We start from the raw sequence: 25,468 nt of genomic DNA, 5'->3' as shown, positions 1-25,468 counted from the left end.
AAGAATGGAACACAACAATATGATTTTACAGCTAGGCTATCCAATCATGTGGAAATATATAATACAAGATATTGGAGATACACTGCAGCATTTACCTTTGGCTGCAGGCATAGGTTTGGTTTTATATTTAATCTGGTCATGGCTATTTTGCAGCAATATTTTAACGCGAAAGCATCAATTCGAAAAAATACTGTTTTTGACATATTTACTGGTTTTGATTCAGATCACATTATTAACCCGGGAACCCGGCTCCAGGACCACCATGAATTTACATCTTTTCGGAACCGTTGGCAGTCCACGAGCCAATGCCTATGTAGTGGAAAACCTGTTCTTGTTTATGCCATACGGTGTATTACTTCCTCTTATTTGGAAAAGAGCACGCCAGGGTCTGGTTTGTATTCTGGCTGGAGCTATGACCAGTGTGGTGATTGAGTTTACTCAGCTGCTGACACAGCGAGGGTACTTTCAGATAGATGATATGGTTATGAACACATTGGGAATGGCTTGTGGTTATCTGTTTTACCAAATAATAAACTGGATTAGACAACAAATTCATAGATAGCGTTGTTTACGCACTCAGAGGCAGACTTCAGAGATCAATCCTGAATTGTATGCCTCTTTTTTGTGTTGCAAATCCTTCGCAAAGCGACAAAGCTGTTGTATAATAAACGTAAAAGAAGAAAAAGCATGGCAAAAAAATATAAATACACTTGTCAAATATCCCCCAATTAGTTTAGAAGGTGAAAAAATGAACACTCCCCCATCCTACTGTTACAAGAAGAAATATATAATGATTGGCCCGTCTGCAGTTTTACAAAATGATGTTCCGGCAAAAGCCTATGTAGAAGAGAAAATCAACAAACTTCTTTCAGCAGAGTCAAGCACAGAAACAGAAAAGAAGCAGGTTAAAAGGCAGATCCTGCGAGAGTTTCGAGAAATTTATGAATACGACTGCCAGAATGCAGAATACCCCGAACCTTTTGGAGAATTTAGCAGTGATCGGGAAAAGGAATCATTTATACTTCGTAAAAAATTGATCGCAGATTTTAACTTATATCTGGGAAATATATTCTGTAATTTTCATTACAATTTATATCTGCAGAAAAAACCGATACCTATTTTAACGTCCCCAAGACTGGTGGTAGATTACGATGAATTGTATCTTAGGGCAGCGCGGGAATACTTTGGGATTTTGATGGATGTGGAGTATCCGCTCCAATTACGGCCGGTTGGAGAACCTGCTAAAGAGAAAAGTATGCATGCCTGTGGAACTACGTTTATTTTACCTGCGCTGATCGATCATTTTCTGATTATGTATCTACAGAACCGGCTTTTGTTTTCAGGGCTGTCCAAGATTGGTTCAGGCGGGAAAGTAGATGTTTCCGAACTTAGCCAGGAGGAAGTGTGGCTGTATCAGGCATTTACGTTTGGAAAGTTAAACGGTTCAGCGGTATTTGGAGGAACTCAGCATCAAACCATGAATAAGGTTTATCAGATGTTCGTGAGCCATGCTCTTATAGATGATACGAAAGATAAGCGGGCAATTTTAACAGGAATGGACAGAAATAAGCCTATTACGATCGGGACTATACTGCACTCGGATTATGCGGAAAAAGAAATCGTACCGGAATATTTTGAACTTTTGAAGGATCTGTTTGATGTAAAACGGATGAATATCCGTAATTGCATTATGCATGGGAATAGCACCACATTCGATTATCTCTCTATAAATATTGCCGCGGTAATGCTGCAGCTTTTATGGGATATTGCCAGTGGGGATATTTTTGAGTGAAGATGTATAAATTTTATTTTGTATCGGATTATGCAGGCAATAGTCGCCATACTACCATAAACGCTTCCTTCCCAACCCCCCATGCCTATGGTACAATTACCATAACACATGTCAGTGAAGGGGGCAAAACCAATTGAAAACAATCCCAACCAATATTTTTTTCTTCCCTCCCCGCTTAAAAAACGCGTTGAAATCGATCTTATCTCTTCCGTTAACGCTGATTACGGCTGGATCGGGATTTGGCAAAACGACCGCAGTATCCTGCTTTCTGGACAAACACCGGCAGGATAAGGTTTGCCGCTGGTATACCTGTTTCGGGGAGCCGCCGGAACGTGCATGGTCCGGGATTTGCACGCTTTTGTCTTCTGCCGATGCGCATACAGGTGATTTTCTGTCTAAGATCACTTCCCCTACGTTGGACAATATTGGAAGTATTGCACTCCTGATGGATGGTTTATCCTGTGACACGGAAACGATTTTAGTCATTGATAACTATCAGTTGGCAGGGTTTCCGGCACCCTACCGTTTGTTGGATGCGCTGGCGGCACACCATTGCAGGAGGCTTCATCTGGTTGTCCTGACTCAACCCATATGCACAGAAACGGTAAGCTCTATTTCTAACCCGCATATTGGTCAGATTTTTCAGGATGTATTTTGTTTTCAAACAGAAGACATTCGGAAGTTATTTGGAAAAAATGGCGTGGAGATCCGAGCGGAGGAAGCGGAGCGGCTGTATGAACTGACAGGAGGATGGGCAGCAGCCCTGCGGCTTCATCTCACACAATATCTGGCAAGCGGCAGAATGAGTGAACAGGTGGGAATTGATGAACTGATGGAACGGTCCTTTTGGGGAGCGCTGGATGCCGGCCAGCGCTCGTTTTTCCTGGGCCTGTCTCTGCTGGATACGTTTACAGAGGCGCAGGCGGCGCGCATTTCAGGACACAAAACAGTTCCGGATGCATTGTGGAACATTGTGCGGCGCAATCCGCTTGTTCACCGGGAGGGAGCGGAGTATATTTTACACGGGCTTCTGAAAGAATACCTGTCTGCAAAGATGTCGGCGCGGGATGACGATTTCCGTAAAATGATGTGGGGCCGGGCGGGGGAGGCTTGTTTGACCCAGAGGAAAAACGTGGAAGCTATCCTGTTTTTTGTTCAGTCCGGAAATGATGAGGCGGCTCTTGCCGTGACACTGAACAGCCTGCAGCTTGCCGAGCTGGTGCGGACGAAAACGGATCAGCTGAATGCTCTGTTTTTCCGGTGTTCCAAGGAGTTGTTGGTGGATAAATGGCAGCTTTTGCTTGGTTCAGCTATCAAGGCCAGTCTCAACGGCAAAATCACATTGGCCCGGACTGCAATCACCCGGTTGATGCAGCTTCGGGAGATGCCGGAGGTCCGGCAGCAGAAGTTCGTGGAAGCGGCGCTTGAGCTGATTGCATCTTTTCAGGCGTTTAATGATGTGGCTGGCATGTGCCGCCATCACGATGCGGTATATGAATTGCTGGATGATCCGAGGGATTTCTATCTGACTAATGATTCCTGGACCTTTGAGATTCCCAGCGTGGTGTATATGTTCTGGCGGGAGCCGGGAAAGCTTGCGGAAACGATTCAACTGGTGCGGGAGGGAGTACCGCGCTATGCGGTTATTGGCGGAGGAAAAGGACTTGGTGCGCCGGAGGTAATGTATGCGGAGGCGCGCCTTCTCTCAGGAGATGAAAATGAGTGTAAGATGTTTACCAGTCAGGCAAAATTTATTGCTGCCGAACATGGTCAGGACAGCATCTATTTTTGTACTCTGACCTTAACGGCCCGGCGGGCATTGCTGCAAGGCGATGCAGAGTGTTTTTCAGCGGCAGTAAGCGCTATTGAGCGGCATGCGTTTAAGGGGAAAGAGTTTCGCTGTGTGACAGCTGCGGAGGTCTGTCTGGCTTATCTTTATTTTTTACTGGACATAGAAGAGCAGATTCCCCAGTGGTTATTCCGTAAGGAAGCGGTCAGGCAGCAGCTTTACCCGATCAGCATTCCCTTTGCCCATATTATCACTCTACGGGGGCTGCGTCGGCATAAACGGGAAGAATTTACCGGGGCGGCGGCAGCTTTTATTCAGGAAAGTAAAGAATTTCACCATTTGCTTCCCATACTTTATATCTGGTTGGAGCAGGCAGCCTACTATGAGGAAGCAGGCGATCGGACTATGGCGCGGGAGTGCGTTGAGCGTGCGCTGGCCCTGGCGATTCCCGATAAGGTTTATCTGCCAATTGCAGAATATTATGCCAATCTGTCTGGAATTCTGGGGGATTGTGCGCTTTCCTGCCAGGATGAGACCGCTCTGGAGCAGGTACGTCTCCTGGGAAGGCGGTTTGCTTTTGGCGCTGCAGCGGTGCGGGCTGAACTTTTGGGGTATTCTCCTTTGACGTCGAGGGAGCGGGAAATTGCCTTGCTTGCGAAAGAACGGCTTACTACACAGGAAATTGCCCTCAGGCTGGTCATTTCTCCGGCTACCGTTAAAAATACGCTGAACAAGATCTACAGCAAGCTGAATATCCGTGGGAAATCAGATCTCCAGAGTATCCATTTTTAGAAATAGGCTGTTTTGGCCCATGCACATAGTGGAAATCTGTTATATGATAAAAGTGTTACTAGTAACGCCCACACAATGATGCTCAATCCGGACAGACAAAGGAGATTATTATATGAGTAAAATTAATACAGCGATTGACCAGATCCTTAGCGATGACGAACTTATGAAAAAACTGCAGGCAACAAAAACAGTTGAAGATGTTGTTACATTGGCAAAGCAGGAGCATATCGATGTGTCCGAAGAGGAAATCAGAGAATATTTTGCTAAGGGGGACATTGATCCCCGCCTGCTTCCGGTTACCGGCTCTTGCGGCAAAAACACCTGTACGACACATATGTAACTAATTAAAATCAACCTGTCCGGATTGACATTTTTAGGAAAGAGTGAAAACAGATGATAGATCTGACTGCGCACCTGTATGACTGCGGCAATCTTCGCCATGTGGACTTTTTGCTGGAATGCCTGAGTGACAAAGCATGGCGTAATTTATGTACGATTCCAACCCGGACGGGCATTCCTTCCGTCTTTACAGATCTGCATTATGCATATACCCGGAAACAGTCAGGTAACACCATACATCTGGTGGTGGAGCAGGGAAACGATGTCTGGGTAACATACGCCTGTGTCTGCGTACAGGGCAGTACTGCCGAGGTGATGGGAGGCGCAGCTCCTGCATTTTCCAACCGTGGATTGGGGCTGGCCTGTTATGCGTGTCTGCTGGATAAGATTTTCTCAGTCAAACCCAATATCCAGACTATTGTGTCAAAGACAGCGGAGCGCCACCGCACCATCCAAAGAATTAACGATGCCTGCGGATTTCGCATGGTGGGCTCAGTGCCGGATGGATTTTATGACCAGGAGACGGGGAAACGGGAGAGTCTGCTGCGATATGAGCTGTCAAGAGGGCAGCACCCCACCGACTTTGTCACCCGTTTATGCACCCGGTTCAATGTACGGATCGACTGCGATGCCCTTACACAACTGAAGGAGATAAATGGATGAATCATATTGAGGTTTTTTTTATTTCAACCCAGGACCAGTCACACCAATTGGCATATATCCCGGCTGCTCAGCGTGTGGTTTTGCTGTCCGAAGAGATGTCGGCGAACCTGCAGGCAGATCCAGATGCAATGGATGAGTGGATTTCCGGGATAGTCCCCGCCGAAAGCGGGGAACTGCTGACGTTTTGTCCGGAACCCGGCGATTTCCCCGCTTACTGCATTAATTTAACGGATGGTTGTAACCTGGGATGTTTATACTGTTATCTCTCTGACAGCCGGGCGCCCATGCCGCTTATGCGCAAAGCTCAGGTGCGCTCTATTGTACATGCCATTGTTAAGAAAAAGGTTCAGTCTGAAACATTCCCAATATTGCCAGTGGCATTTTATGGCGGAGGGGAACCTACTCTTCATGAGGCACTGTTTCGCTACGCTGTAGACTATTTGAGAGACTATGCCAGCCAGCATCACATTGTGGCGCGTATGTCTATGACTACAAATGCCAACTATTCGAATCCGGAATTGACTGAGTTTATCATACAAAATTTTGCAAATGTGACCATATCCATAGACGGACCGGAAGACATCCAAAATGAGCAGCGGCCAGGGCCAAATGGGCAAGCATCGTTTGAGAGGGTAATGTATCATGCACGGCAATTACATAAATCTGATTGCACGGTCTGTTTTCGAGTCACGGTCACAGCCCAATCCCTCGTACATATAGACCGTATTGTTGATTTTTTTGCAGAGGAATTCCCGGGATGCACTGTAATCGTTTCTCCCATGTTGACAGTCGGGCATGGCAGTCATACCACTCTGGCGCCACCAGATCCCGAGATGTATACGCATGGCATTTATGCGGCCTATTGCAGGGCGAAGGAACGGGGCATCCGTCTGCTTACGCCGGAGACCAGCCGTTTATCTCCGCGGTTATTTTTTTGTGGTGCGGCACAGGGCAATCTGCTGATCATCTCGCCAGGCGGCGTGATTACCAGTTGTTCACAGGTAGAAGAAAAAAGTTGGTTCAGTACAGGGCAATTCCTGTTTGAGCAGGAGGAGATTTGCTATGAAGACAGCCATAGCAGGTCAATGAGCGTACATTGTTATGCTGAATGTGCTGACTGCTTTTGCAAGTACACCTGCTGCGGAGGGTGTCCGGAAATCAGAATGAGTAAAAGCGGGGACCTGCATTGTGAGCTGACCAGGAATATAACAGCGGATCTTTTGTATAGTCGTTTGAAATGAAAGAGATTGGACGGATAAGGCCTTACTGCTGAAAAGTAGCTGAATAAAATATGAGCCGGAAGCGATGCGTAAGCTTCCGGCTTTTTCGCTGTCTTAAAAGCATCAATTCTTCCATGCACCCACATGTAGCCGATGATCAGGTTTTCCCAGCCTCACATACCACTCTGCATCTTTTCTTACAAAACGAAATTCCGTACATCATGATATTATCTCTGCCGTCATTGCGCAGCCTCTCGTCATACCGGAGCGCACTGATCTGCTCTAAGGCTTTTGCCGCACATCCATCAAGCTTCGCCATATCGGCTGCGTATTTCACCTCGATGACAATCCCCATATCCGGGTCCTCCGGCTCGATCAGGATATCGCAGAAGCCTTCGCCGGATTCTGCATTGGACAGGATCAGCCAGTCCGGCTGGCTGCGCAAAAGCCCCAGCAGCAGACCGTGGTAAAAGTTTTCCTTTTGCTCGTCCCGTGCTTTTGTATCAAGGATGCTGATCATCTTACTCAGGATCACGTTTAAGCGTTTCTGGATCTCTACAGCATCGCCGTCCAGAAATGCCTGGCACAGCGCCTGCATGGGCCGTTCATCCTGTGCGATAGTTTTCCGGAACCATTCTTGGATCTGGAGGATAAAGACCTCCCGCACCTCGCGGTTGGGAATGACGAGCCGGTATCCGGTGTCTGTCTCCCCGGCCTGGGTCAGATAGCCGGTGGTGAACAGTACGCTCCATAGATTATCAATGCTGTTATCGATCTCATCATAGGTCAATTCCAGGCGCACGGCTTTTTCAATCGCTTCTCCGGCGACCAGACGCTCGATCTCATTCTGCGTCGTTTTATCTGCTTTATCGACAAAGCGTTTCACCAGATCATTTCCGCTGGTGTTGATCCAGTAAGCCTGTGGCCTGGCGTCCGGCTGGCTGCACAGCAGGTCAACATGGTTGATCACATCCCATGGGCAGTAAACATCCACATTGCCAAAGCGATACCCGTCGTACCACTGTTTCGTCTCGTCGAAATGTTCGTCCAATTGATAATCCGCTAAAAGCCGCTTTACCTCGTCATCCGTGAATCCGAAATGCTCATCGAACCGCGGATCTGTAATGGACAATACTTTAAAATTGTTTAGTCCTGTAAAAATACTCTCTTTCGATACCTGCAAACAGCCGGTTAGGACTGCGAAGTGCAGAAAATCATTGGTCTTAAGGGCCTGGCCGAACAGGCCGCGGATCAGAGATACCATTTCCCTGTAGTAACCGTGCTGAAAAGCCTTGTCCAGCGGCACGTCATATTCATCGATCAGCAAAATGACTTTCTGGCCATAATGCTGATAGAGTAGACGGGAAAGCATCTTCAAGCTTTCCAAAATATCATCCGGAGTTTCCTGTTCATCCCAAAAGCGCCGAAAAGATCTTTTTTCGTTTTCAGAGATCTTTTCACTATCCCCCAAAAACTTCAGCCGGAACATCTCTGTGCGTAATATCTGTCGCAGCATATTATACGCATCCTCAAATGTCAGCCCATCTACGTTTTTCAGTGACAGGAAGACCACAGGAAACTTACCCATGTACTTTTCACACAGAACAGTTTCTTTTTCTATCGCCAAGCCATCAAACAGTGTTTTATCTGTGCCAATCTCAAAAAAGCTTTTAAGCATACTCATGTTGAGCGTCTTGCCAAACCGGCGCGGCCGGGTAAACAGATTCACCTTTCCCCAATTGTTCAGCAAATCCCGGACCAGACCTGTCTTATCTATATAGTAAAAATTTTCTCTGCGAATCTCCTCAAAATTTTCGATGCCTATTGGCAATTTTGTTCTTCCCATTTACCTGCACCGTCCTTTCGCCAACCAGTTTTTTCTCTGGCAGACTATAATCTATCACCATTTTACCTTAAATCTATTACCATAGCAAGCTAATCCACAAAGGTGGTATTATATTTTCCCAGCTTTCCCAAACTGCAACCACTTAGACCACCAAACCGACCACTTAAGTAAAACTGCTTACATATCACAAAAATTCCTGCTATAGTATGTACGAATAGCACAAAGAAAAGGAAAAAGCCATGAGAAAAACAAGAAATCTGAATGACAGGTGGCGATTCACCGGACCGGACGGGACGGTATCCATGGTGGATCTGCCGCATACCTGGAACAGCGTGGATGGACAGGATGGCGGTAACGATTACTGGCGCGGTACGTGCACGTATGAGCGGGAACTGGACATGCCCGAATTTCAAAAAGGCGAGGAGCGGGTATATCTGGAGTTCTGCGGCGTCAATGCCAGCGCCAGAATCAGCCTAAACGGCAGGGAAGTGTGCACCCATGACGGCGGATACTCCACATTCCGCGTGGATATCACGGACTTTTTGGACCGGACCGGAAATCTTCTGCTGTCCGTCCAGGCAGACAACAGCATAAGCGGCCGCGTATACCCCCAGAAAGCAGACTTCACCTTCTACGGCGGGATTTACCGGGATGTGAACCTGATCGTAGTGAACCGCCTGCATTTCGACATGGAATATTACGGCGGCAACGGAATCTGGATCACGCCGGAGGTAAAAGGAAAAGACGGCTGCGTGCGGGTGCAGACCTTTACAAACTGTGGGGCGAATGCCCTTGACTTCGCAGGCGTTTCCACCTCCGCAGATGGTTCAACTTCCGTAGGCGCCGCCACCTCCGCAGGCGGCACCTCTTCCGCAGGCGGCACCACCTCCGCCAGGATCCGCATCGACATCCTTGACGCCGAAGGCGTCACAGTCGCCTCCGGTATCGGCCCGGACTGCACCATAGTCATCCCCGATGTACACCTCTGGAACGGTATAGACGACCCGTACCTCTACACCGCAGCAGCGTATCTTGAGATCCACGGAGAGGTCGTTGACGAGGTGAGCAGCAGGTTCGGTGTGCGCAGCTTCCATGTGGATCCGGAAAAGGGATTTTTCTTAAACGGCCGCAGCTACCCCCTTCAGGGCGTGTCGAGGCACCAGGACTGGAAGGGGCTGGGCAATGCCATCACAAAAGAGCATCACAGAAAAGACATGGAGCTGATCCGGGAGATCGGCGCCAACACGGTGCGGCTGGCCCATTACCAGCACGACCAGTATTTCTATGATCTGTGTGACGAGTACGGCATGGTGGTGTGGGCGGAGATTCCCTACATCTCCGAGCATATGCCGGGAGGCCGGGAGAATACGGTCAGCCAGATGAAGGAGCTGATCATCCAGAACTACAATCACCCGTCCATTGTCTGCTGGGGCGTGTCCAATGAGATCACCATTTCCACAAAGGACAAAAAGGACATGCTGGACAATCACCGGTTGTTAAATGACCTTTGCCATGAGATGGACCCGACCCGTCTGACGACCCTGGCCTGCTACGCCATGTGCGGACCGTTCAATCCGTCGGCCCATATCACGGATCTGGTGTCATGGAATCTGTACCTGGGCTGGTATGTGCCGGGGCTGTTCCTAAATGACCTGTGGATGCGGTTCTTCCATTTCCGCTATCCCAAGCGGTGCCTGGGGTACTCGGAGTACGGCTGTGAGGGGATGCCCAACCTGCATTCTTCCAAGCCCCACAGGGGAGACCATACGGAGGAATATCAGGCGGTTTACCACGAATATATGCTGGAATGTTTCGAGAGGAACCCATATCTGTGGGCAACACACGTGTGGAACATGTTTGATTTTGCGGCGGACGCCAGGGACCAGGGCGGGGAGCCGGGCATGAACCATAAGGGTCTTGTGACCTTTGACCGGAAGGTGAAGAAGGACAGTTTCTACCTGTACAAGGCATACTGGAGCAGCGAGCCGTTTGTGCATCTATGCGGCAGCCGCTACGTGGACAGACCAGAACAGGAAACGATCATAAAAGTCTATTCCAATCAGCCGGAAGTGGCGCTCTGGTGCGACGGACGTCTGGTTGAAAAGAAAACGGGGAGCAGGGTATTTACATTCCGGCTTCCTATCTCAGGAGAGCACCGCTTAGAAGCAGTCGCCGGGGAATGCAGGGATACATCTGCCGTCCGCAGGGTGGAAACGCCCAATCCATCCTACCGGCTCGCTAAAAAGAAAGGCAAGAGTGCCAACTGGGTATAAGCAACATGAAAATAGGAGGAAAAGCAGTATGAGTAAGAAACCGAGAGTAAAAACATGGTCGGCCCTGACCGTCCTGACGGCGGCCCTGACCATCGGATCCTTTGTGGGCGGATCCATCGCAAACCGCTATACCACCACCATCAACGTGGCGTTGGGGACGGACACTTACAAGATCATCAAGGGAGATTCCACTGAGGATACCGAGTATTTTAAGAGTGATTTTGCATCCGATGAGGAGCGGGAAACATACGAGGAAGCCCTTTGTGCCACAGTCGAGGCGGAGGGCGCTACGCTTTTGAAAAATGACAACAAAGCCCTGCCCCTTGCAAAAGGAGCAAAGGTCAGCCTGTTTGCCCATGGCTCCGTGGATTTAATGTACGGCGGAACCGGCTCCGGCGCTGTGGATACAGCCAGCGCGCCGTCCTTAAAGGATGCGCTGAATGCAAATGGAGTTGAGATCAACCAGAAGCTCTGGGATTTCTATTCTTCCAAGGATATGATGGATAAGTACAGCCGCAAGACGCCGGAGTCCATCTCAGACGACCTTGGCGCTCCGGCCCAATATGGGGTCAATGAGGTGCCGTGGGATCTGGTGGAAAAAGGCGCGGCGGACTCCTTTGCCCAGTATGGCGACGCTGCCATCGTAGTTCTGGCCCGTTCCGGCGGGGAGGGAGCAGACCTGCCCAGCGGTGACAACGGCAGCGGCCTTGATTACATATACGGCTCCGAGGGGGACGGCAACTATCTGGCGCTCTCCCAGGAGGAGAAGGATTTGTTTGCGGGCCTGAAAAAGCAGAAGGATGCAGGCGTGTTTAAAAACATCGTGGTGCTGTTAAACTCCTCCAATGCCCTGGAGCTGGATTTCTTAAATCCTGAGCTGTGCGGCGTGGATTATGGCATCGACGCGTGTATGTGGATCGGCGATGTGGGACAGACCGGAATCAATGGCGTGGGACAGCTTCTTGCAGGCGCGGTCACTCCGTCCGGCAGTCTGGCGGACACCTTCTGCTACGACAACCTGACAAGCCCGGCCATCCGCAATTTCTATGCCCAGGCTTATCCGAACGCGGCGGAATTCGGCATCGAGGACGGACATTCCGATATCAAAGCGCGTTATGGCGTATACCAGGAAGGCATTTACATGGGGTACCGTTACTATGAAACCCGCTATGAAGATGTGGTAATGGGGACGGAAAATGCAGGTGATTACGATTACACTACCACCGTTGCTTACCCGTTTGGTTACGGAGAGAGCTACACCACCTTTGCATTTGACGACTACAAGGTGACAGAGACAGACAATGGATTTGATATTTCCGTGAAAGTTACCAACACCGGAAATACATATTCCGGCAAGAAGACGGTCCAGATCTATATGCAGTCCCCGTACACCGATTATGACCGGGCAAACGGTATCGAGAAGGCAAACGCGGAGCTTTGCGGTTTTGCAAAGACCCAGGTGCTGGCTCCGGGCGCAAGCGAGACCCTGACTATCACCGTGGATAAAGATGAGCTGCGCGCTTACGATTCCAACAATGCGAAGACCTATATTTTAGATGCAGGCGACTATTATTTCACCGCAGCCGCCAGCGCTCATGACGCATCCAACAATATCCTGGCAGCCAAGGGCTACACGGTTGAGAATACCGAAGGCCGCATGGATGCAGATGGAAATGCAGAGCTGACCTGGAAATGGAGCAATCCTGAACTGGATACCACTGTTTTTGCAACCTCCAAAGCAACGGGAACCCCGATCACCAACCTGTTTGACGAGGCTGACCCGAACAAGAGCTCCTTAGAGCCTGGAAATGTGACCTGGCTGAGCCGTTCTGACTGGGAAGGGACCTATCCGGAGGAGCCGATCATCCTGAGCGCCAATGAAAAACTGGCAAAAGCCCTGGAATTCACCCAGTATAAAGCGGAGGATTATGAGATGCCGCAGATGCCGACTCTGGGCGCGGACAACGGCCTGGCCCTGGCTTCCCTGATCGGCAAAGATTATGACGATCCTATGTGGAACACTTTGCTCGACCAGCTTACCTTTGAGGAGATGACGCAGACCATCACCCTGGGCTTCCACAATACAGCGGCGATCCCGTCCATCGGCAAGAAAGCCACCAAGGATGAAAATGGCCCGCAGGGTCTGACCGCAGCTCTTACGGGCGGCGCGTCCGCTATGTGCTATACCTCTGAGGATGTGATGGCAGCTACCTTTAATATTGACTTGATCAACGATGTGGGCCGCTGCATCGGCGAGGACTGCCTGGCTATGGGCTATTCCGGACTGTACGGACCTGGCATCAATATGCACCGCACGCCTTACAGCGGACGTAACTTTGAGTATTATTCCGAAGATCCGTTCCTGGCTGGGACAATCTGCGCCAATGAAGTGCAGGGCATCCAGGACAAGGGCGTATATGTTTACATGAAGCATGTTGCACTGAATGATTCCGAGACCTGCCGTATGGGCATCAACACCTGGATCAATGAGCAGGCCGCAAGAGAGGTTTACCTGGAGGTTGCAGACAAGGCGATCGTAGATGGCGGAGCATGGTGTATCATGAGCGGCTTCAACCGCTGGGGCGCTACCTGGTCAGGCGCGTACCGCGAGCTGCAGACCGATTATCTGCGCGGCGAGCTGGGAATGAGGGGCATGTCCATTTCCGACTACTCCGGCAGCAGCAAGTACATGGATCTGTGCGACGGCCTGATCGCAGGCACCGATATCTGGGACAGCCCGGACCCGACCATCCATAAGACCAACGCGGCAAACTACGAGAACGATCCGTTTATCGTTGCCGAGATGAAAGATGCAATGCACAAGATCCTGTATACAGTTGCAAATTCAAATGCCATGAACAATCTATCCGCATCTGACCGGTTAGAGACCGTTACCCCGTGGTGGCAGACCGCGATCGTGGCGCTTAAGACCGTATGTGTGCTTCTGACACTGCTGTGCGTATGGCAGCTTGTGACCGCTGTTAAGAGGAAAAAAGCTCTTGCCGTGGCGGGAATTGAAGCAGAACAGAATGGCGGAGCAGAGTAAACTGGAGCAGCAGAATAACTGATGCAGATAATATCTGGAACAGCAGAATAACTGACGCAGATAATATCTGAAGCAGCAGAATGATTCTGAAAGCAGAGCAATCTGACAGAATGAGAGGTATGAATATGAGCAAGAAAACAGGCGCGGCGTCCGGCGGGACGCCCGGGGCCGGGAAAACCACCGGCAGCGCACAGGCGGCAGCCCCGGCGGCCCCGGCCTCCGGGCTGAACAGGGCGAAGCCCTACCAGCTGGTGCTGTTTCCATTTAACAACGGCGCGACCAATGTCTATTATATTCTGACCATCACCTACATTGCTTATTATGGCAATGGGGTGCTTGGCCTGGCGCTGATATTCGCCACCACCATGGTGACGGTGATGCGTCTGTTTGACGCGGTGACGGACCCGATCATCGGTGCGATGATCGATAAGACCAACGGGCGTTTTGGCAAATTCCGCCCCTACATGGTTCTTGGCAACCTGATCATGGCAGTGAGCGCGTTCCTTTTGTATTTTGCGACGCGCGCGATCCCGGAAACGATGATGTGGCTGCGTTACACCATGTATGTGATCATTTATGCAGTGTATGTGATCGGATATACGTTCCAGACATCCGTTACCCGTTCTGGACAGACCGTGCTGACCAACGACCCGAACCAGCGGCCGATGTTTACGATCTTTAACCTGGTGGCAAGTATGCTGGGCATGGGAGCGATCCAGTTTCTGGCCCCGATCTTCCGGGCAAAGTTCGGCGACTACACGACAGCGGCATTTTTCGATGCGCTGATCCCTGTGGCGGTCATCATCTCGGCGCTTTTAACTGTGCTGGCGGTGATCGGTATCTGGGAGAAGGACCAGCCGAAATACTTTGGGCTGGGCGAAGAGAAGCAGCAGAAGATTAAGGTTTCCGAGTATATTGCGATCATGAAAGAAAACAAGCCGCTCAGACGGCTCATGGTGGCGGGCGGCGGCTGCAAGCTGGCTCTTGCCATTGCCACCAACGGGACAGTCCTGTGTATGCTGTACGGCGCGATGATGGGCAACTACAATGGCCTGTACCTGCCGATGATGATCGCGGGCTATGTATTTTCCGCCCCGTTCTTCGCACTGACGGTGCGCACCTCCCAGAAACATGGGCAGAAGGCGTCCCTGATGCGGTATGTAGGGCTGGCGCTGGTGATGTATGTGGGCGTGTTCGTGCTGCTTCTGTTCTGGCGGTCGGGCAACCCGGCGGTAAACCTGTCCCTGTCCCACATCAATATCTATACGGTGCTGTTTATCCTGTTCTTTGGGATCGGATATGGAGCCTACTATGCCACCGCGGACATGCCGATCCCCATGGTTGCAGACTGCTCCGATTATGAGACCTACCGCTCCGGGAAATATATCCCCGGCGTGATGGGAACCCTGTTCTCTTTAGTGGACAAGCTGGTGTCTTCTTTAAGCTCCACGGTGGTGGGATTTGCGATCGCCTCGATCGGCCTTTCCACCCTGCCGGGCGGAGATACGCCTTACTCCCAGGGGATGAAGACCGTAGTCCTGGTCCTGTTCTGCGTGGTGCCGATGGTCGCATGGGCGCTGACCCTCTGGGCCATGAAGGGCTACTCCCTGACCGGCGAGCGGATGAAGGAGATCCAGGCAGTCAACGCAGTGAGAAAAGATGCGATCGCCAAGGGCATGACCATGGAAGAAGCCATGAAGACGTGGCAGACGATGGATCAGGTGCCGGTAGAGTACAAAACAAATTAATAGAGGAAATACTTTAAAAGGGGAGCGATCATCTTAGGCGCTCCTCTTTTTTTGCTGCCGATCCGGCTGTCAACGCGGCTAAGAACAAGGTTATCAATCTGGCTATCAGTCCTGCCCTTTCGTCAAATAGTACCAAAAAATACAGCGAAAATATACAATATAAACAAAACCATCGGATCTATAAAACAAAATATTGACATATCATTGAAAAGTACTATAATGTAATTAATAAATAAAGTTTATTAATTATAAGCGAGGCAAAACACATGCTGGTAGGACAACCAAAACTGTTAAAAGAAGTAAACAGGGACATTATCAAGGATTTGATTTTTCAGCAGGGGCCCATAACGAAACCGGAGCTGACCAGGAAGACAAACTTGAGCCTGCCCACCGTGAACAAGATTGTGGATGGCCTGGAGGAAGACGGGATCATCAGGCAGGATGGAATGACGGGGAGCAGCTCAGGGAAAAAGGCCAGGGTATACGTGGCTAACGAAAACTTTGGAAATATCATTGTTCTTTATTATCTGGACGGGTATTTCCGCGGATATCTGGTCAACGCGGTGGGCAGTGTGACCCGGGAGCTGGCAGAGGCTGTTGACGCGTCCACTGGTGACGCGGCGCTGGAATGCCTCTGGTCGCTCATCGAACAGCTGAAGGGGGGATCAGAGGCCAATGTGAGGGCGATCGGCATTGGCGTCCCGGGCGCAGTGAAAAGCGATAAGAGGGTCACGAATATCACCGCAGTGCCGGGTTGGAACAACTTAAAGCTGGAGGAGCTGGTTGCAGCGCGTTATGGCCTCCCTGTATTTGTAGAGAACGATGTAAAGCTGACCACAGTGGGATATTATCACGCACATTTGGAAAAGACCTGCAGGGATATGATCTATCTGTACATCGGGAAGGGGATCGGTTCCGGCGTCATCATAGACGGAGGCCTTCATAAAGGGTTCAGCAGCTTTGCGGGTGAGTTTGGTTATCTGGCGCCTTTTGAGGCTCCGGGGAACGGGGACTATGCCCGGGGCGGAGGCTGGTTTGAGGACGAGCTTCAGGGACTTCTCTACCAGAAGGACCGGGCAGACAGCGCCGGCATGGTCTCATCAAAATATATCCAGTATATTGTGTCCGGTATGATCAGCTACATTGTCACGATCAATCCCGAGGTTATGGTTTTACAGGGCAAATGGTTCTGTGAGGAGACCGTACACAGGATCAGGGAAGAGCTTAAGCGCTTTATCCCGGAGGAGAGCCTTCCGCAGATCTTTGTGAACAGTGATGAGACCTGCGGCGTCAACGGCCTGATCAATTTCTGTCTGTCGGGCCTGTCTACCTCCAGAGAGCTGGTACGGAAGCGAAGCATCTAAGGAAAGGGGGGAGAAAACAGTGCGGGAGGGAAATTATTTATTTTCCATTGACGGCGGAGGAACGAAAACAGAGTTCTGTATCTGTGACACGAGGTCGGGGCGGATCACAAGCGAGACTTTTGGGAGCACCAACTATAAAGTCGTAGGGCTGGAAGCGGCCACTGCCAACTTAAAGGATTCTTTTAACAAAATCTGTTTTCAGCAGGACATCAGAGCGCAGGATATCCTGGGGATCGTCATAGGGGTTTCCGGCTGTGATACGAAGCAGGATTACGAGGTTTACGACCTGATCGCCCGGCATATGCGGGTTGACATGGACAAGGTGTTTATCTGCAACGATTCAGAGCTGGTATTCCGTTCTGTGGCAGAACAACCCGGCGTATGCGCCATATCCGGCACAGGCTCCATCGCCGTGGGATTTGACAAAAAGGGAAAGGTCCACCGCTGCGGGGGCTGGGGAAGTCCCCTCAGCGATCAGGGCTCCGGCTACTGGATCGGAGAACAGGTCTTAAAAGAGTGGGTCCGGTATTGCGACGGGCAGCTTCAGGAAGACAGTATTTTTCACAAGCTTAAAGCATTTTACCATCTTGAAAGAGAGACGGAGATTCCTTATTTTATTGCAGCCTTTGACCACGCGGAGATCACTTCCTCTGCCCGGATGATCAGCGACGAGGCGGAGCGTGGGAATCCTGTCTGCGAAAGGGTGGTGAAGGCAGCCGCATTTGAGGTGGCGGATATGGCGGCGGCTGTCTATCAGAAGCTGGGGCTTGAGCCGGATGAGAAGATCGATATGGTCACGTCCGGCAGTATTTTCAACGGATGGCTTTATCTTAAAACGTTCCGGGAACGGTTTAAAGAACAGGTGCATAACGAAAATATCAACTATGTGGTGTTTGATAAAAGCCCTGCCCAGGCGGGGATACAGCTGGCAAGAAATATGTTTTACATAAAAAAATAAAGGAGAAAAGAAGGAGGATTTCGTTATTATGAGGAAAAAAATGAGTGTGTTTTTGGCAGTAGTGCTGGCAAGCGCGGGGATCTGGGGATGTGCGCCGGATAACGGACCATCTGAGACCACTGTATCCGGGGGGAATGCAGCAGGTACAGAAAGTCAGGCCCAGACGCCGGAGACCCCGGCAAAAGAGGGCGGCGCGGAGGAAAGCAAATGGCTTTCTGTGATCCCTGGATATGGAAATGAGGAAGGCGAGTACGCCAAAGGCCCCAACGGAGAGGAAGCGACTCCCACAACGGATGTGGAGCTGACAGAGGAACAGTACAAAGCGATCCAGGAAAAAGGGCTGAAGGCAGCCATGCTGTGGGCGGGAGCCAGCGAGTGGTACAATGCCATGACGGACGGGGCCAAAGCGGAATTTGAAAAAATGGGGATCGAGGTGGTGGCAACATCGGACGCCCAGTTTGACCCGTCAAAGCAGGCGACGGATATCGAGACGACCATGGCGCTGAAACCGGATATCCTTCTCTCGCTTCCGGTGGACCCGGTGTCTGGGACAAGGGCATTTAAGCCGGCAGTCGACGCGGGATGCAGGATCATTTTCGCAGACAACGGTGTGGATGAATATAAAGCTGGACAGGAGTATGTGGGAATCGTGACCGGTGACCAGTACGGGATGGGCCGTGCAGCCGCAAAGCTGATGGCGGAAGCGATTGGCAGTAAAGGGAAGATCGGAGTGATCTATTACGACGTGGATTATTTGGTGACCAACAACCGGGACAATGAATTTGTCAGGACGATCCTGAGCGATTACCCGGATATTGAGATCGTGGCCATGTCGGGATTTTCCGCTGAAAATGCCACTGGGGAAGTAGCGACGGCGATGATGACCCAGAATCCGGATCTGAACGGGATCTATGTGTCCTGGGACGTGGCGGCGGAGCCGGTGGTCTCGGAGCTGAGGGCCGGTGGTTATAAGGACTGTAAAGTGGTTACAATGGATTTAGGCGGCAATAACGATCTGGACATGGCCCAGGGCGGCAATGTGTACGGCAAGGTGGCGGATATGCCGTTCCAGATCGGTCAGACCATGGCGAAGATGGCGGCTCTCAGCATTCTGGAAGAGGAAGTCCCTTCTTATGTGGTCAGCGGTACGGTATCTATGAAAAAGGATAATATGGTGGAAGCCTGGAATGAGTCACTGAACAAAGACCCGGATTCCAGCGTGATGGAAGTGCTTGGAAAGTAGACTGGGAAAGCAGACTGGAATGGAAATGAGGGGTGCAGAATCGTGGCGAGGAAATTCGAGTACAAGAAGTATATTGTTTACATTAGTTTTATAACGGTTTTGGTTGCATTTTCTATCATACTCCGGGATAAAGGGTTTCTGTCCTATGCCAATATGATGAATATCTTAAGGCAGACAACCATGATCTCCGTAGCAGCTGTTGGGATGACCTTTGCCATATCAGCGGGCCTGATCGATCTGTCCACCGGCGCAGTGGTAGCCATGTCTGCGCTCACGACAGCTCTGGTCCTCCGGGTTGCGGGCTGGTTCCCGGCAGTTCTGGCGGGGATGGCAGTGGGCGCGGTAAGCGGCCTGTTCAACGGCCTGATCGTTGCCAAGGTAAGGATCCCGGCGTTCCTTGTGACACTGGGCACCAGCAGCGTATTTGCAGGCATCGCCAGGACCATGACCAACCTGGAGGCGGTACCCATTACCAACAGGAAGTTCAACTTTATATTTGGGGCGGGGGATATTGGCCCGATCTCCACACTGTTTCTTTGGACGATCGTTGTCATGATCTTAGGCCATCTGCTGTACCGGAAGACTCCTTTCGGGAGAGCCGTGCTGGCAGTCGGAGGGAATGAATCTGCGGCCAAATATTCCGGTATCAAGGTGGACCGGGTGAAGATCCAGGCCATGACGATCTGTGCACTGACGGCGGCATTCGCGGGAATCCTGTACGCGGGGCGGTTAAATGGGGCCAGATATACCCTGGGGGAAAATGACAACATGTCCGTGATCGCTGCGGTCGTGATCGGCGGGACCAGCTTTTCCGGCGGCAAGGGGACGATCATCGGAACGATCATCGGCTCCATCGTGATCGGTATGCTGAACAACGGGCTGCTGCTGATGGGATTGTCTGTCTCCGAACAGATGATGGCGCGGGGCCTGATCATCATCCTGGCTGTATCCTTGAGCCTGCGGGAAGCGAAAAATGACTGATTCATGATGAGGGAGGAAAATCTATGTTTTTAAACCAGTTGATCAATAGAAACCCGGAGCTGATCAAGGCGGGTATCCTGCTTCATCAGAAAGGGCTGATCCCGGCAAACTGCTATGTTCTGGATATTGACACGATCTATCAGAACGCAAAGCTTATGGCAGAGGAAGCCGGGAAATGGAACTTAAAAGCATTTGCCATGACAAAGCAGATCGGGCGGAATCCGGTCGCCATCCAGGCGGTCATGAGAGCTGGGATCGAGGCCGGGGTCTGTGTGGATATGAATGACGCCAGGCCCATGGCAGCAGCCGGCATGAAGATCGGGCATCTGGGCCATCTTGTCCAGGTCCCCTTTGCAGAGACCAGGGCGGCGGTGGACCTAAACCCTGCCTACTGGATGGTATACAATGATGAGAAGGCGGCGGCCATATCAAAAGCTTTAAAGCCCTCTGAGCATCAAAATATTATGGTACGGATATATGGGAACGGGGATTCTTTTTATCATGGGCATGAGGCGGGGTATCTGGATGAGGATATTTTGGAGACTGCCCACCGGATTGATTCCATGAAGGGCTTAAGCTTTTCAGGGATTGCCACGTTTCCGGCGCAGCTCTATGACCCGGAGACATTATCTGTCAATCCGACCCATAACTATGAAACCCTGTTAAAGACCGCTGAGCTTCTCCGGCATAACGGATATCCGAAGCTGGAGGTCAATGCGCCCGGCACCACTTCCAGCCATATTTTCAGGCGCCTTGCGGAGGATGGAGTGACCCAGGTGGAGCCGGGGCATGGGCTTACGGGCACCACGCCCATCCATGCGTACAGGGAGATGCCGGAACGTCCCGCCTATATCTATGTGTCTGAGATTTCGCATTACTATGGCGGGAAGCCTTATTGCTTCGGTGGCGGTATGTATGTAGATCCGGTGTTTGAACCCTATGAGGTGAAGGCGTGTGTAGGTTCGGACCCGGACGAAGCTTTAAGGCAGCGCATCGGCTGTGAGCTGCCGGAGCCAAAGGCCATTGACTACTATGGTATCCTGCAGCCGGAGAAGGGGCAGCAGACAAGGGTTGGAGACACCGTGGTGTTTGGATTCCGCGCCCAGATGTTTGTGACCAGGGCATATGTGGCTCCGGTGAGCGGTATTTCAAAGAATGAGCCGAAGGTAGAGGGGATCTTTACAACAGACGGCAGAGAAGTGGGGTGGCCGGAATGGTAGAAGAGAAGGAGTATGCGCTCCGGCTGACAGATATCCACAAATCCTTCTTTGAGAACGAGGTTTTAAAGGGGATTTCCTTCAGCCTGGAAAAGGGCGAGGTGTTGGGACTATTAGGGGCTAACGGAGCCGGAAAATCCACGCTCATGAAGATTGTGACGGGTGTCTATCATCTTGACAAGGGCCAGATCCAGGTGGATGGCAGGGAGGTTACGATCCGCGGTGCATCGGAAGCGGCAAAATGCGGGATTGCCATGGTTTATCAGGAATTTTCCCTGATTCCGACCATGACTGTGACAGAAAACCTGTTTTTGAACCGGGAGCTGAAACGCACGGGCCTGATCGATGACAATAGCTGTATAAAAAAGGCGGAGGAAGCCTTTGCGGAATTTGGGATCGAGATCGATCCGCGGGAGACGGTGGAGAATCTGTCGATCGGAAACCAGCAGCTGGTGGAGATCGTGAAGGCGCTGCTGCACAACCCGTCGGTCCTGATCCTGGATGAGCCTACGGCATCCTTGACCCACAAGGAGATCCAGCTGCTCTTTACTTTTGTGAGAAGGCTGAAAGAGCAGAAGATCGCGGTCATTTTTATCTCCCATCACATGCAGGAGATCATGCAGATATGCGACAGAGCCATCGTACTGCGCAACGGCCTGGTGGAGATGGACCGGAAGACAGATGGGCTTACGATCACCGAGATGGTGGAAGCGATGGTGGGAAAGAAGCTGAATCAGGCGTATTTAGCGCCGGAGAAACCTGTTGATTACACAAAACCGGCGCTCCGGGCGGAGGATATTTCCTGGGGAGACAAGGTGAAGAAGGTCAGCCTGGAGCTGTATCCGGGCGAGATCCTGGGGATCGCAGGGCTTTTGGGGAGTGGAAGGACGGAGCTGATGAAATGCCTCTACGGCCTTCTCAAACCGGATAAAGGCCGGATCCTTTTGGACGGGGAGGAGATCCCGGTAGGAAAGCCCTGGCTGTCCATTAAACGGGGCGTGGCTTTTGTCCCGGAGAACCGGCGCAAAAGCGGGATTGTGGGAATCCACTCCATCAAATACAATATGCTGCTCCCGATCTGGGACCGGCTCAAAAAGGGAGTATTTATCAGTGAGGAGGAGAGCAGGCGCAGGGCTGAGGAGATGAAGGAAAAGCTGGATCTGAAATGTACCAGCATTGAACAGGAGGTGGAATATCTCTCCGGCGGCAACCAACAGAAGGTTGTTTTCGCAAAAAATCTGCTTATACAGCCAAGGATCCTTTTGCTGGATGATCCTACGGTAGGGATCGACGTGGAGGCGAAGGCATCCATCGCAAGGCTGATCCGCAGTATTGCAGACGCCGGAAATGCCGTGCTTTTGGTATCTTCCGAGATGGATGAGCTGGAACGGCTCTGCGACCGCATTCTCATCATGTCGAACGGACAGATTAATAAAGAGCTTAGCAGGAAAAACGGGGATGCTGTCACGGAGGCGGCGCTGACGGAGGCGGTGCAGACGGCATAAAGGGGTAGAAACAGAGAAAAGGACCAGGGAACATCAGCTTCCCTGGTCCTGTCTCTGTCTGTGCGTCTGGAACAAAGCCACACCCATGGCGCCTCCAATGACGATAAAGTCCAGCATCATAATAAAAGCCCACAGATAAAGGCGGAGTGCGAAAAGGAGGACTGCCAGTACAGCGGCTGCAATGAGACGCCTGCGGGCCGTGCGGCGAAAACGCAGGGTTTCGTCCCCGGTAAGGGGTTTGGCTGCTGCGGCTACCGGGCTGAAGCTCCAGATGACCGCGCACCCGCATATGGCAGCCAGAGCCGCCGGAAGGAACAATGGCTGCCAGAGACCTGTGCGCAGGAGGGACACCACAGCCAGTTCCAGGACGGCGGACACTGCCGCGCACCGCACATAGCTGGATGCGTGGATCCCTCCCGCATATTTGCGGAGCAGGATCAGGCATACAGTAAAAAACAGGAGAGGCAGGAAGCATCGGAAAAGGATGCCGATGAACGCCATGACGGAGATATTCAGTATCTCCAGCGCAATCAGGAAATATCCATATTCGTATGCTTCCCGCTCCTCCTGTTTTAAGATGCCCTGCTCGATCTGCCGGTTGATAAAACGGCTGATGAGTCGGTTCAGCATCTTACTTCTCTGCCAGTCTGCGGGCGGATTCCGGTACCTCCGGCTGGTAGAAATCCCAGAAGCAGGTGGAGCTTACGGAGTTAATGACTGCTATGACCGCAAGACAGTTCAGTGCGGACATAAAACCATGACTGTTTAAAGTATTCCAGATCTTTTTTAAGTTTTTCATGAAAAAACCTCCTTATCCTATGTTTTATAATATTCTACCATATTTGCTCAGACAAGATTTGAAAATAGAAAAATTGGTACGTTTTTTAGAAAAATTGGTAATGACTTTATTGCTGAGCTGTTTTTACAGGAAGCAGTACCACGGCAGTAAACAGAGACTCTTCCATAGAAATTTTCAGTGTACCATGATGTTTTTCTGCAATAGCTTCCACTCGCCGGATACCAAAACCATGGTTTTGAGTGTCTGGCTTTGATGTGAAAAAACGATTCTGGTCATGCTTGGGATGATCTTTGTAGGGATTTTGTATTTTTATGATCTGATACGCCCCATTGACAAAAAATTTAACATCAACAAATCCGTCAGTACATTGGATAGCGGCTTCCATAGCATTATCAAGCAGATTGCAGAGCAGACTGATCAAGTCGTTGTCAGGAATATCAGGGGTGGGGAAACATGGCTCCACGAAGACACGAAAATCAAGCTGTTTCTGCAGGGATGACTGTTGTTTTTCATGCAGGATTGCATTAATAACAGGCGAGCTGCAAAAGGTTTGACTGCTGATATCAGATATTTCATTCATCAGGGAATTGGAAATACTCTTTATTTTTAGAGAATCATTCTGAAGCTGCAGGGTCTGTATGGTTTGGATGTAGTTATTCACATCATGTAAAAGAGATGCGTATTTGGTGTTGGTCTCCTGAAGAATGGCAAAGTGCTGCTGGGTTAATGAATCCTTAGTCTGACTGAGTTCATGTTTCCGTACCTGTTCCGTTATAGAAATAATATAGTCGTATAAAAAGAACAGCAGCATATTAGAAAAAAGCAGGAGAAACAGTCCGACAATCAGGATCTTTTCTCCAAAGGAATGCAGTGTCACATTAATATGAGAGTAGCGCAGCCCTATAAGCAGAATAAAACAGGTCAGCGGATAAAGAAAAAAACACCAGGTGGTTATTCTGGATCCAGTGAATTGGATCTTTTTATTTTTGGCATAATGACAGATCACCTGAAGGATAAAAAATGAGGTGAGCTTAATCATGATAGTTGCAAGGATAGTTGAAAGAAAGCCATAGCGGGATAACTCTCCTCCAAGCAGACGAAAACCAACATGTTCGGTGGAAAAGATCACCATACAGGCAAGGCTGCAGCAGTACAGCTGTTCTCGGATGAGACCGGTAAAGAGCAGCAATGCGATCGTCAGAGACGTCATAAGTGCAACGGCAACATTTAAAAGAGGATGATGAAGCTGATTGGCAAGAAACAGGATGGAGGATAGAAATGCAATTATGACAAAGTCCTGGTATTTAAAACAAAAACGTCTCTCTAAAAAGGTATCACATACGGAATAGATCATTAGCTCCTCAAAGATACATATGAAAAATCCCAGAATCATCAAAAAGCATGTCATATACGAGCATCCTCCTCCGTATCCCTATGTTTTTTCAATTTTGACACAAGCTCCGATATCAGATCCAGGGAGGAGGAATCCAAATCCTTCAGATCCCGTGTGATTTTCCGTATGGTCTGTATATCATTGACATTCTGGCTGCTAAAAAATTCCTCCGGCGTGATCTGAAAATAATCACAGATGTCAAGAAATCCCTTCATAGAGGGCATCGCCTTGCCGGACGTGATTTTATTGATATAACTCCGGCACCGTCCGAGCTGCATGCTGAGTTCGTATTCTGTTACATTGTGTTTTTCCAATAATGTAAGAATTCTTCCTGATATAAAAGTATAGTCCATATGCGCCCTCCTTGTATAAGTATAAGAGATAATCATGAAACAAGAGGCGAATTGTAGTCGCTTATTATTATAATTTATATAAAAAATAGAATATGATTCTTTTTATAATTTTGCAGGTAGAAAATAATGAGAACAACCTTTAGTATG

The 25,468-nt window shown here is 50.2% G+C and carries 20 protein-coding genes; 15 read left to right on the top strand and 5 right to left on the bottom strand.

Going from position 1 to position 25,468, the window contains the following annotated elements:
• Positions 1–4 precede the first annotated feature (4 nt).
• From AB1I67_RS00100 to AB1I67_RS00075, 6 genes are all read left to right on the top strand, one after another.
• Positions 5–562 (top strand): VanZ family protein, encoded by a 558-nt coding sequence (locus AB1I67_RS00100; RefSeq protein ID WP_367027784.1) that lies wholly within the window; start codon positions 5–7, stop codon positions 560–562.
• A gap of 228 nt (positions 563–790) precedes the next feature.
• Entirely contained in the window at positions 791–1,792 is a 1,002-nt protein-coding gene (locus AB1I67_RS00095) for a hypothetical protein (protein WP_367027783.1), read from the top strand.
• A 700-nt stretch (positions 1,793–2,492) separates the two neighbouring features.
• Complete coding sequence (locus tag AB1I67_RS00090) at positions 2,493–4,373, top strand: LuxR C-terminal-related transcriptional regulator (protein WP_367027782.1); 1,881 nt, start codon at positions 2,493–2,495, stop codon at positions 4,371–4,373.
• Positions 4,374–4,485: 112 nt separating this feature from the next.
• Entirely contained in the window at positions 4,486–4,713 is a 228-nt protein-coding gene (locus AB1I67_RS00085; RefSeq protein WP_367027781.1) for a Nif11-like leader peptide family natural product precursor, read from the top strand.
• Positions 4,714–4,766: 53 nt separating this feature from the next.
• Complete coding sequence (locus AB1I67_RS00080) at positions 4,767–5,375, top strand: GNAT family protein (protein WP_367027780.1); 609 nt, start codon at positions 4,767–4,769, stop codon at positions 5,373–5,375.
• Positions 5,372–6,616, top strand: coding sequence for a radical SAM protein (locus AB1I67_RS00075; protein WP_367027779.1), 1,245 nt, complete (start codon positions 5,372–5,374; stop codon positions 6,614–6,616). Before AB1I67_RS00080 ends, AB1I67_RS00075 begins: the two co-directional genes overlap by 4 nt.
• Before the next feature lie 136 nt (positions 6,617–6,752).
• On the opposite strand, the gene AB1I67_RS00070 is transcribed toward AB1I67_RS00075, so the two are convergent.
• Positions 6,753–8,441 (bottom strand): AAA family ATPase, encoded by a 1,689-nt coding sequence (locus AB1I67_RS00070; RefSeq protein ID WP_367027778.1) that lies wholly within the window; start codon positions 8,439–8,441, stop codon positions 6,753–6,755.
• Between the two features lie 239 nt (positions 8,442–8,680).
• On the opposite strand from AB1I67_RS00070, the gene AB1I67_RS00065 reads away from it, so the two are divergent.
• The 9 genes from AB1I67_RS00065 to AB1I67_RS00025 all read left to right on the top strand — a co-directional run bounded on the left by AB1I67_RS00065 (position 8,681) and on the right by AB1I67_RS00025 (position 22,776).
• Positions 8,681–10,714 (top strand): glycoside hydrolase family 2 TIM barrel-domain containing protein, encoded by a 2,034-nt coding sequence (locus AB1I67_RS00065; RefSeq protein WP_367027777.1) that lies wholly within the window; start codon positions 8,681–8,683, stop codon positions 10,712–10,714.
• Between the two features lie 28 nt (positions 10,715–10,742).
• Positions 10,743–13,760 (top strand): glycoside hydrolase family 3 C-terminal domain-containing protein, encoded by a 3,018-nt coding sequence (locus AB1I67_RS00060; protein ID WP_367027776.1) that lies wholly within the window; start codon positions 10,743–10,745, stop codon positions 13,758–13,760.
• A gap of 125 nt (positions 13,761–13,885) precedes the next feature.
• Positions 13,886–15,508 (top strand): MFS transporter, encoded by a 1,623-nt coding sequence (locus AB1I67_RS00055; RefSeq protein WP_367027775.1) that lies wholly within the window; start codon positions 13,886–13,888, stop codon positions 15,506–15,508.
• Positions 15,509–15,774: 266 nt separating this feature from the next.
• Positions 15,775–16,872, top strand: a complete 1,098-nt coding sequence (locus AB1I67_RS00050; protein ID WP_367027774.1) for an ROK family transcriptional regulator — start codon at positions 15,775–15,777, stop codon at positions 16,870–16,872.
• A gap of 19 nt (positions 16,873–16,891) precedes the next feature.
• On the top strand, positions 16,892–17,830 hold the full coding sequence (locus AB1I67_RS00045; RefSeq protein WP_367027773.1) for a BadF/BadG/BcrA/BcrD ATPase family protein: 939 nt from the start codon (positions 16,892–16,894) through the stop codon (positions 17,828–17,830).
• A 28-nt stretch (positions 17,831–17,858) separates the two neighbouring features.
• Positions 17,859–19,073 carry a substrate-binding domain-containing protein gene (locus AB1I67_RS00040; protein WP_367027772.1) on the top strand — a complete coding sequence of 405 codons (1,215 nt, stop codon included), beginning with the start codon at positions 17,859–17,861 and terminating at the stop codon, positions 19,071–19,073.
• A 42-nt stretch (positions 19,074–19,115) separates the two neighbouring features.
• Positions 19,116–20,054, top strand: a complete 939-nt coding sequence (locus AB1I67_RS00035; RefSeq protein ID WP_367027771.1) for an ABC transporter permease — start codon at positions 19,116–19,118, stop codon at positions 20,052–20,054.
• Positions 20,055–20,077: 23 nt separating this feature from the next.
• A complete protein-coding gene (locus tag AB1I67_RS00030) occupies positions 20,078–21,274 on the top strand; it encodes an alanine racemase (protein ID WP_367027770.1) in 1,197 nt (398 codons plus the stop codon).
• Positions 21,268–22,776, top strand: a complete 1,509-nt coding sequence (locus AB1I67_RS00025; RefSeq protein WP_367027769.1) for a sugar ABC transporter ATP-binding protein — start codon at positions 21,268–21,270, stop codon at positions 22,774–22,776. Before AB1I67_RS00030 ends, AB1I67_RS00025 begins: the two co-directional genes overlap by 7 nt.
• Positions 22,777–22,809: 33 nt before the next feature.
• On the opposite strand, the gene AB1I67_RS00020 is transcribed toward AB1I67_RS00025, so the two are convergent.
• The 4 genes from AB1I67_RS00020 to AB1I67_RS00005 all read right to left on the bottom strand — a co-directional run bounded on the left by AB1I67_RS00020 (position 22,810) and on the right by AB1I67_RS00005 (position 25,321).
• Entirely contained in the window at positions 22,810–23,406 is a 597-nt protein-coding gene (locus tag AB1I67_RS00020; protein ID WP_367027768.1) for an accessory gene regulator B family protein, read from the bottom strand.
• Between the two features lies 1 nt (position 23,407).
• Positions 23,408–23,575: a cyclic lactone autoinducer peptide gene (locus tag AB1I67_RS00015; protein ID WP_367027767.1), complete on the bottom strand. Its 168-nt coding sequence runs from the start codon at positions 23,573–23,575 to the stop codon at positions 23,408–23,410.
• 106 nt (positions 23,576–23,681) lie between these two features.
• Positions 23,682–24,983 (bottom strand): GHKL domain-containing protein, encoded by a 1,302-nt coding sequence (locus AB1I67_RS00010; RefSeq protein ID WP_367027766.1) that lies wholly within the window; start codon positions 24,981–24,983, stop codon positions 23,682–23,684.
• A complete protein-coding gene (locus AB1I67_RS00005) occupies positions 24,980–25,321 on the bottom strand; it encodes a helix-turn-helix transcriptional regulator (protein WP_367027765.1) in 342 nt (113 codons plus the stop codon). The genes AB1I67_RS00010 and AB1I67_RS00005 overlap by 4 nt, the downstream gene beginning before the upstream one ends.
• Between the last annotated feature and the right edge of the window lie 147 nt (positions 25,322–25,468).

It is taken from the genome of Clostridium sp. AN503, from assembly GCF_040719375.1.
GTDB lineage: Bacteria > Bacillota > Clostridia > Lachnospirales > Lachnospiraceae > Brotaphodocola.
The sequence above is the reverse complement of the archived record's forward strand: the minus strand, read 5'-3'. Positions and strand labels throughout refer to the sequence as shown.